Annotated in this window: 7 protein-coding genes, 1 other RNA gene and 1 pseudogene; 2 read left to right on the top strand and 7 right to left on the bottom strand. The window is 68.1% G+C overall.

Annotated features, from left to right (window positions below; genetic code table 11):
• A pseudogene (locus tag FVW20_RS01925) lies at window positions 1-253 on the top strand (ABC transporter substrate-binding protein); the annotation flags it as partial.
• 527 nt (window positions 254-780) lie between these two features.
• On the opposite strand, the gene rny reads toward FVW20_RS01925, so the two are convergent.
• The 5 genes from rny to glmU all read right to left on the bottom strand — a co-directional run bounded on the left by rny (window position 781) and on the right by glmU (window position 4,742).
• Window positions 781-2,340 carry a ribonuclease Y gene (gene rny / locus FVW20_RS01930; protein WP_196608062.1) on the bottom strand — a complete coding sequence of 520 codons (1,560 nt, stop codon included), beginning with the start codon at window positions 2,338-2,340 and terminating at the stop codon, window positions 781-783.
• A gap of 279 nt (window positions 2,341-2,619) precedes the next feature.
• Window positions 2,620-2,805: non-coding RNA, 6S RNA (ssrS, locus tag FVW20_RS01935), on the bottom strand.
• A gap of 22 nt (window positions 2,806-2,827) precedes the next feature.
• Complete coding sequence (zapA, locus tag FVW20_RS01940) at window positions 2,828-3,091, bottom strand: cell division protein ZapA (protein ID WP_196608063.1); 264 nt, start codon at window positions 3,089-3,091, stop codon at window positions 2,828-2,830.
• Window positions 3,092-3,106: 15 nt separating this feature from the next.
• On the bottom strand, window positions 3,107-3,343 hold the full coding sequence (locus FVW20_RS01945; RefSeq protein WP_196608064.1) for a cell division protein ZapB: 237 nt from the start codon (window positions 3,341-3,343) through the stop codon (window positions 3,107-3,109).
• Between the two features lie 31 nt (window positions 3,344-3,374).
• The gene (gene glmU, locus FVW20_RS01950) at window positions 3,375-4,742 is read right to left on the bottom strand and encodes a bifunctional UDP-N-acetylglucosamine diphosphorylase/glucosamine-1-phosphate N-acetyltransferase GlmU (protein ID WP_196608065.1); all 1,368 of its coding nucleotides are present in this window, start codon (window positions 4,740-4,742) and stop codon (window positions 3,375-3,377) included.
• Window positions 4,743-5,131: 389 nt separating this feature from the next.
• Between glmU and FVW20_RS01955 the strand changes: the two genes are divergently transcribed.
• The gene (locus FVW20_RS01955) at window positions 5,132-5,602 is read left to right on the top strand and encodes an HAD family hydrolase (RefSeq protein ID WP_196608066.1); all 471 of its coding nucleotides are present in this window, start codon (window positions 5,132-5,134) and stop codon (window positions 5,600-5,602) included.
• Window positions 5,603-5,772: 170 nt separating this feature from the next.
• On the opposite strand, the gene FVW20_RS19960 is transcribed toward FVW20_RS01955, so the two are convergent.
• Window positions 5,773-6,921, bottom strand: coding sequence for a substrate-binding periplasmic protein (locus FVW20_RS19960; RefSeq protein ID WP_196608067.1), 1,149 nt, complete (start codon window positions 6,919-6,921; stop codon window positions 5,773-5,775).
• Window positions 6,905-8,518 (bottom strand): multicopper oxidase family protein (locus FVW20_RS01965; RefSeq protein WP_196608068.1); only part of this gene is annotated, 1,614 nt, incomplete at its 5' end. The genes FVW20_RS19960 and FVW20_RS01965, both read right to left, overlap by 17 nt.

Below are 8,518 nucleotides of genomic sequence, written 5' to 3' on the forward strand. Positions count from 1 at the left end.
GCTGTGCCTGCGCAAGCTGGAGGCGGGCCGGGTGCAGGTGGCGCTGGTGGGCGAGGCTGGGGCCCTGCGCCTGCCGGACCCCGCCATGCCGACACGCCTGCGCACCATGCCCGTGGGACTGGAACTGCCGGTGCACGTGTTCTGGCCGCTCACCGTGCCGGACGAGACGGTGCGCCGCATGGACGTGGCCCTGCGCCACATGGACGAGGACGGCACCCTGCGCCGCATCGTGCAGCACTACCTGGAGCCGTGACGGCCATTCCGCAGGCTGCCGGTAATGCTCCCGCAGCAATGGCAACGCCGCCGATGTCACGCGACATCGGCGGCGTTGCCATTGTGGCGGCATGTTGGTCGGTGGGGGGCGCCTTCGCCGTCACGGTTCATCCGGCGGGGCGGCGGGTCGGCGGGTCGGCGGGTCGGCGGGGCCCGGATCGCAGGGCGACCTTTTGCGATGGCCGGGTACCTGGGCTTGCGCCGGACAGGGGCAGGCCTTGCCCGAAAAAGGTGGGACCCTCCCCCGGCACGGCCTGTGCCTGCCGGTGGCGGGTCCCGTCGCCGCGCGATGCGACAATGAATCCCCGCGGCGGCCAGGATTCCGGGAAGGCCCATGCGGAATATGTATAGTGTAAAGTGTATTGCCTTGACTATCGTCGCGTTGCCCCCGTAGTCAATGGGGATAAGCACGAAAAAAGCCCGGCCATGGGCCGGGCTTTCATCGGGGTCTGTCCGTGAGCGTGTGCGTGCGCGCGCGTGACGGGACGTGCGTCGGGGCCGGGCGGGCTACTTCGCGAAGCCCACGGCGCGGCGCTCGCGAATGACCGTAACCCGGATCTGGCCGGGGTAGGTCAGGTTCTTTTCGATCTTGCCCGCAATGTCCTTGCACAGCATGTAGGTCTGGTCGTCGTCCACGTTGTCGGAGTTGACCATGACCCGGATCTCGCGTCCCGCCTGGATGGCGTAGGCCTTGGCCACGCCCTCGAAACCGGTGGCGATGTTCTCCAGGTCTTCCAGCCGCTTCACGTAGTTTTCCAGCAGTTCCTTGCGGGCGCCGGGGCGGGCGCCGGACAGGCCGTCGGCGGCCTGCACCAGCACGGCCAGGGCCGACTTGGGCGGGGTGTCCTCGTGGTGGGCGGCGATGGCGTGGATGATTTCCTTGCTTTCGTTGTACTTCTTGGCGATGTCCGAGCCGATGATGGCGTGCGGCCCTTCCACCTCGTGGTCCACGGCCTTGCCGATGTCGTGCAGGAGGCCGGCGCGCTTGGCCTTCTTGATGTCCATGCCGAGTTCGGCGGCCATCATGCCACACAGGGCGGCCACTTCCAGCGAGTGTTGCAGCACGTTCTGCGAGAAGCTGGTGCGGTACTTCAGCTGGCCCAGCAGGCGCACGATGTCGGGATGGATGCCGTGCACGCCCGCGTCGAAGGTGGCCTGTTCGCCCACCTCGCGGATCTGCACCTCAAGTTCCTGCTCGCACTTGCGCACGATGTCCTCGATGCGCGCGGGGTGGATGCGCCCGTCCTGGATCAGCCGTTCCAGGGCCATCTTGGCCACCTGGCGGCGCAGCGGACTGTAGGCGGAAAGGATGACCGTCTCGGGGGTGTCGTCGATGATCAGGTCCACGCCGGTTGCCGCTTCCAGCGCGCGGATGTTGCGCCCTTCGCGGCCGATGATGCGGCCCTTCATGTCTTCGCTGGGCAGGGTGACGGCGGTCACCGTCTGCTCGCCCACGTAGTCGCCCGCGTAGCGCTGGATGGCGTTGGCGATGATTTCCTTGGCCTTGCGGTCGGCGGTTTCCTTCGACTCGGTTTCGATGAGCCGGATCATCTTGGCGGCTTCGTGACGGGTGCGCGATTCGATGTCTTCGAAAAGACGCGTTTTCGCTTCTTCGGCTGTCAGGCCTGATATTTCCTGGAGGCGGCGTTCCTGTTCATCGATGCGGGAGGAAATCTGCTCCTCCATGTCGGCCAGGTGACGTTCGCGGCGGGTCAGCTCCTTTTCGGCGGCCAGCACTTCGTGCTCCTTTTCGGTGGCCTTTTCGAGCTTTTCCTCCAGGCGTTCGCCCTGTTCCTGCATCTTGCGGTCACGCGCCTTCAGTTCGCGCTCGCGTTCCTTGAACTCGTGTTCCAGTTCGCGCTTCTGGTGAAAGATTTCGTCCTGGCCCTGGAGCAGGATCTCCTTCTTCTGGGCCTGCGCTTCCTTGCGGGCTTCCTCGACGATGCGCTTGGCGAGTTCGTTGGCATCGGCGATGCGCTTGGAGCTGACGTAGCGGTGCAGGGCATAGCCCGATGCCGCGCCGATGATCGCTCCCACGACGATGTAGATGATTTCGATGAGCCCCATACTGCAACTCCCGTTATGGTGTCGGACCAGCGTCCGATGTAGCGTCCGGCAATCGGGCCGGGCGCGCCGTTGGGCCGCGCGGGCCGCCCCCGGAGGGGAACGGCGGTCAGTGCCGCGGCGTCAAGACGCACCAAGTCACCGTGCCGATTCCATGAGCACGGGGAAGACGGGAGCTCGGGCAAGGAGGGGACGGACGGTCGCGTCGCCGGGGTCCGCGCACTCTTGTGCTAAACGCGGATTCCCCGACGGGCGGGCCTTGTTGGGGGCGAGGGGGCATGAGCGAGCCCCGGAGCGCCGTGTGATGTGCCAAAGCAGGACCTGACTATGTCAGGGTGGGAACCTCGGGCGGGCCTTCAGGCTCCCCGGCGCGGGGCCGGGTATGCACACCGGTCCGCCGTACAGGTTCCCTGCTTTTTTCTTGTGAGGTCAGCGATGGCAAATCAATCACGCACACTCCAGGGATCGTTATGCATCCGCGCAACGGGAGTTACGCGGATTCCTCTATTTTCGCCAGCAGGGCTTCCATGCGGGTGCGCATTTCGTCCTTCTGCCGGGTAGACTGCAACAGGTCGTCCGCCAGTCCCAGAACCAGAAAGGTCAGCAGCTTCTCCTTGCTGAGCTGTCTTCCGTGGAACTTCAGTCTGTTGAACCGTTCTTCCACCAGGGCCTTGGCGGTTTCGACCCTTGCGGGGTCGGCCTCGGCCTTGAAGGAAACCTCAAGCCCCAGGACGGTGAGGTTGTAGGTACGCATGGGGCCTCGACGCGCCTAGGCGTCGCCGGTTTGATCCTTGAGGCGGAGCAGCAGCGCGTCGATGCGCGCAAGCACCGCATCTTTCACGGTGCGTTCCCCGTCAAGGGCTTCCTTGAGGATTCGGTTCTCTTCCGCCAGCGCCGAAAGCCCGCCTTCGACCTCTTCCCGAAGGCGACTGTTCTCCTCGCGCAGGGTTTCGAGCTGCGACAGGAGCGCCGTGACGCGGGTTTCAAGCAGGTCAATCAGTTCCATGTCTGTTAACTAGCCGTTTCACGGCGTGAAATCAAGAGTTCCTGCGCCGCGGCAGGGTCGTCTGGCGGCCCCGCGCGATGGCAAGCGAATCGTCCGGAACGTCCTTGGTTATGACGGAACCGGCGCCCACCAGGCTGCCCGCGCCTATGGTCACCGGGGCCACCAGCGCGCTGTTGCTGCCGATGAAGGCCCCTTCGCCGATGACGGTCTTGTGCTTGTGCACCCCGTCGTAGTTGCAGGTGATGGTGCCCGCGCCGATGTTGGCGCCGGGGCCCACCTCCGCATCGCCAAGGTAGGTCAGGTGGTTGGCCTTGGCCCCCTTGCCCAGGCGGGCCTTTTTCATTTCGACGAAGTTGCCGACGCGCGCGCCTTCCTCCATCACCGCGCCGGGACGGAGGCGGGCGTAGGGGCCTACCACGCAGTCGGGGCCGATTTCGGCCTTTTCCACATGGCTGAAGGGGTGCACGGTGGCGCCTTCGGCCACCACGGCGTCGCGCAGCCAGCAGTGCGAATGGACAACGGCTGCGCGCGCGATGCGCGACGCCCCGTAGATTTCGCAGGGGCCGTATATCTCCGCGCCCGGCTCAAGCACGGCGCGCGGGCTGATGCGCACGGTTTCCGGGGCGTGGATGAGCACGCGCTTTTCTATCCAGTTCAGGGCGATGCGCGCGCGCACCAGTGCTTCGGACCGGATCAGCTCCGCGGGGTCGTTGACGCCCAGCAGGTTGGGGTCCTGCCCGCATTCCACGCCGATGACGTCCATGCGTTCCGCCACGGCCAGGCCCACCAGGTCGGTGATGTAGTATTCGCCGCTCTTGTTGGCGTTGGTCAGGCGCGGCAGCAGCTTTTCCACCGCGTCCATGCGCAGGCAGTAGATGCCCGCGTTGATTTCGTCCGGTTCCGGGCCGTACAGGGTTTCGTCGTAGTCCTTGGCCTCCACGATGGCCACCACGCGGCGGTTGTGGCGCACCACGCGGCCATACGCGCCGGGGTCGGGCAGGGTCAGGGTCATGAAGGCCACGTCCGCGTCCATGGCTTCCTTCAGGAAGGTGGCCACGGTGGACGTGGGCAGCAGCGGGGTGTCGCCGTTGACGACCACCACGCGGTCAAGGCCCGCGGCCTTCAGTTCGTCCCAGGCGGACTGGAGGGCGTGCCCGGTGCCCAGCTGCCTTTCCTGCACCACGAAGCGGTGGTCCTCGCCCTTGAACGCTTCGCGCACCATGTCGGCCTTGTGGCCGATGACGGTCCACAGGTTGCCGCCGAACAGCGGTTCCAGCGCATCGTACACGAACCGCAGCATGGGTTCGCCCAGAATGGACTGCAATACCTTGGGCTTGTCGGAATGCATGCGGGTGCCCTTGCCCGCTGCCAGTATGAGAGCGCCGGTGATGGACGCCATGGTTCCTCCGTCACGAAGGGGTGTTTTTCGGGTGTGCGCGCCGGGGGGCGCGCGTCGTCCGGTTTCTAGCCCCCCGTGCAGGGGCTGTCCAGTGGGAAGGGATGGGGAATGGCCCGTATTGCGGAAGGGCGTGTGCGCAGGCAGGACCTTTGTCGGGCAGGCCCGAAGCGCGCGATAGGGAACGTCCGGGCCATGGAACGTCCGGGCCACGGAGCGCACGGGCGCACGGGGGGGCGTGGCGTTCCTGCGGGCGGGTCCGCACGCGTTGCCACACCCGTTGCAACCGGCTACAGGGACGGAGCGCGCACCGCGCGGGCGGCGACTGCGGGAGGGGCCGCAAGCAAGCCATGGTGTCCGCCGGAAAGGGACGCGCAACCGGGGTAGAAGACATGCTCAGACTGGAGATTCCGGGCCGCAGGGCCCTTGAGCTGGACCATCTGGTCCTGGACTACAACGGCACCATCGCGGCTTCGGGCGCGCTGATGGACGGTGTGGCCGGACGCATCACCCAACTGGCCGGTGAACTGACCGTGCACGTGGTCACGGCGGACACCTTCGGCTCCGTGGCATCGGCGCTGACCGGGCTGCCGGTGCGCCTGCACGTGTTGCCGCCCGGCATGCAGGACGAGGCCAAGCGGTGCTACGTGGCCGATTTGGGCTCGCTGCGCACCGTGGCCATGGGCAACGGGCGCAACGATCTGCTCATGCTGCTGGAAGCGGGGCTTTCCGTGGCTGTGATGGGTGACGAGGGTGCCTCGGTGCAGACGCTGTGCGCCGCCGACGTGGCCGTGCGCCACATCTGCGACGGGCTTGACCTTCTGCTGCATCCCTTGCGGCTGGTGGCCACGCTGCGCAGGTAGGGGGCGGCAAACCGCGCCGCCATTGCCGCTGTCGAAGCCAGTGCCGCGCCGTCGGTGTGAAGATGGCGATGCGCAGGGGCGGTGTTTGTCCGTGCGGCCCGGGGTGCGCCGTGGCCGCATCGGCGTCTGCCCGTGGCAGGGATGCGGCAAGCCGTTCGGCTGTCGTCCGCCTATTGTCCGTTCAGGGCGCGCTCCACGATGCGGGCGTAGGTGCCGTCGGTCTTCATGTCCCGGATTGCCGCATCGAAATCGCGCAGCAGGTGATGCTGGGCATCCTGCCTGCGAAAGGCCAGGTGTACCGGCATCACCGCCAACGGTTGCTGGGCCATGGTCACCAGGCTGGTCAGCCCCAGCCGCTCCCGCAGCCACAGGCCCCCTTCGCGGGTGATGATGGCGCCGTCCAGCCGCCCCCCGGCCACCTTCAGCAGGTTCTGGGCCTCGCTGCCCGCTTCCTCGGCGATGAAGGCGTTCGCCTCGCGCGCGGCGTCCAGCGTGTCGCCGTAGCTCCACCCGCGCACCACGCCCAGCCGCATGCCCCGCAGCGCGCCCAGCGGCGTCCCGCCTATCCCGGCAGGGGCCGTTCCGCCAGTTTCCGCAAGGAATGCCCCGCCAGTTCCCGCAAGGGAGTCGGGAATCGTGGCGTTTGCCGGAAACACCAGATGCAGGCGTTCTTCGAACAGCGGTGCGGAAAAGTCGTGCATCTCCAGGCGCTGGGCAGTGACGTACAGGCCGCATACCCCGACACGCCTCTCCGCGTGGCCCCCGGGCTGTTCCCCGGACTGCTTCCCAGGTTGTTCGCCAGATCGTTCGCCAGCGCGTTCCTGGCTCAGTTCCGCCATGGCCCTGGCCCACGGGGCGGGGACCATGGATGCCGCAAGGCCCATGCGGCGAAAGGCCTCTGCCGCAAGTTCCGGGTAGATGCCGCGCGCGCCGGACAGCGCGCCTTTTCCCTTGTAGGCGTACGGTGGCAGGTCTTCATCGCACAGTACGTTCAGCGGCGTGGAGGCAGGCTGGATGTGCCGGGCCGCAGGGGCAGGCCCGGTGTCGGCGGCCAGCGTGCCGGCAGTCCGGGCATCGGCAATCCGGGTTCCAGAAGCAAGGGGCAGGGCGGCGGCCAGCACCGGCAGGGCCACGGCCAGCAGCAGCCAACGGAGCGCGCCGGGCAGACCTTGCCGGGTACCCGGTCCGCTGGTGAAACCGTCCGCCCGTGCGATGCGTTGGTCCATGCCCATGCCCGTTCCCGTGTCCTTGCCGGGGGCCTTTCCTGCGGCGGCGATACTGTCAGCGGCGGCCTCCGCCGCCTCAAGGCACGGCAACATCCTGCACCATTCCGTCATCCAGACATTCCAGCATGCGCGAATACAGCGCGGCGCGCTGCGTCCCGGGCGGGGCATCGCGAAAATCCACCAACACCCGCACCGTCTCGCCGGGCCAGACCAGCACGGTATCCTTGATGCCGGAGTCGGTGGCCGAACACCCGGAGGGGGCCACGGCCAGGGCCGCCACCAGGGGCGGGCTGTCGCGCCGCTCCAGCACCCGCAGCTGGAAGCCCGACAGGTGCAGGGCATGGGGGATGGACACCGCGTCGTTGGACAGTTCCCATATTTCCGTCATGCGCGCGGGGATGCGCGGTGCCGGAAAATCGTCCGGCAGGTCTGCCCTCGTGTCGTGCCGCAGGGCGAACGGCTGCCCGTTCAGCAACCACGATGGGCGGCCCAGCACCTCGCCGCGCGAGATGTGCAGGCGGCGCGGCGGCCCCTGCGGCAGCGGGGGCATCGCCGGAAATTCGCACAATCGCACGGGCAGGGGCTGGTCGTAGTCCACGTGCTGCACCACCCGTATCCGCAACAGGCGAGCCGACTCGCCCTCGCCGGGGGCTCCGGCCCCGCCGGAGGCCGATCCGGCCCGGCGCATGGGATCGAAGGGCTGGTTGACCAGATGCCATTCGTCGCCGGGGGTTGCCGCGCGCAGGTCCACCAGGATGTCCGCCCGTTCGCCGGGGCCAAGGAACAGGCGCTGCAAGGGCAGCGGACGTTCCAGCATGCCGCCGTCGGTGCCCATCAGCGTAAAGGGCTGCGGCGCGCCGTCGGGGCGGGCCAGCCCCACGTTCAGGATGCGCGCGTTGCACATGTTCACCAGGCGCAGGCGGTACATGCGGGTGACCACGTCCAGCCGGGCGCCGGCCACGCCGTTGACGGTGAGCACGTCGCCGACAAGGCCCGCTGTCCGGTCATCCAGGCCGGGCGCGTACACCGGCACGCCGTCGCGGTCGAGGCGGCGGTCCTGGAACAACAGGGGAACGTCCGAGGGGCCGCTGCCCGGCGCGGGCAGGGTGGCCCGGAAGGCGCCGGTGCCGCCCGCACCCAGCGGCTCGATGTCCATGGCGGCCAGGGCGGCGCGTTCTTCCTCGTCGTCCACGAGGCACAGCCCCGTCATGCCCTGGTGGGTCTGGCGGCCCGAGAACCCCGGGGCGATGGCGTGGTAGGGATAGATGCCCGCCCGGTTGCGCAGGGTAACGCGATATTCAAGGCTGGCGCCCGGCAGCAGCATCATCACCGGGTGCCCGCCCATGCGCCAGTCGGCGAGCAGGCCGTGCCAGCGCAACAACGTGGGGGCGTCCAGCCGGTTGACCAGGCGCACCCGCAGCGAGGCGCCGCGCTGGATGGCCAGGGTGGGGTTCCAGTATGGGCGGCTGCCGTGCTCGGTCTGGAAACACAACGGCGGGGCGGGGGGGGTGTCGCTGTCGGGAAGCCGCGGGTCGGACGTGGCGGAAAGCTCGATGCGCGCTCCGCCGTCCATGAGCCCCATGAACGAATGGTCGCCGGGCAGGGGCAGTGGGGTATCGAAGCTGGCCGCGGTGCGCAGCCCGACGATGGCGCGCGGCGGGGGCGTCGGCACGGCGACCGGGGTGACTGG

Origin of the sequence: Nitratidesulfovibrio oxamicus, from assembly GCF_015731765.1 — a bacterium.
Lineage (GTDB): Bacteria > Desulfobacterota > Desulfovibrionia > Desulfovibrionales > Desulfovibrionaceae > Cupidesulfovibrio > Cupidesulfovibrio oxamicus.

Coding starts and splice junctions, on each gene's coding strand:
- rny (WP_196608062.1), bottom strand. CDS start 2,340: ATGGGGCTCATCGAAATCATCTACATCGTCGTGGGAGCGATCATCGGC.
- zapA (WP_196608063.1), bottom strand. CDS start 3,091: ATGCGTACCTACAACCTCACCGTCCTGGGGCTTGAGGTTTCCTTCAAG.
- FVW20_RS01945 (WP_196608064.1), bottom strand. CDS start 3,343: ATGGAACTGATTGACCTGCTTGAAACCCGCGTCACGGCGCTCCTGTCG.
- glmU (WP_196608065.1), bottom strand. CDS start 4,742: ATGGCGTCCATCACCGGCGCTCTCATACTGGCAGCGGGCAAGGGCACC.
- FVW20_RS01955 (WP_196608066.1), top strand. CDS start 5,132: ATGCTCAGACTGGAGATTCCGGGCCGCAGGGCCCTTGAGCTGGACCAT.
- FVW20_RS19960 (WP_196608067.1), bottom strand. CDS start 6,921: ATGTTGCCGTGCCTTGAGGCGGCGGAGGCCGCCGCTGACAGTATCGCC.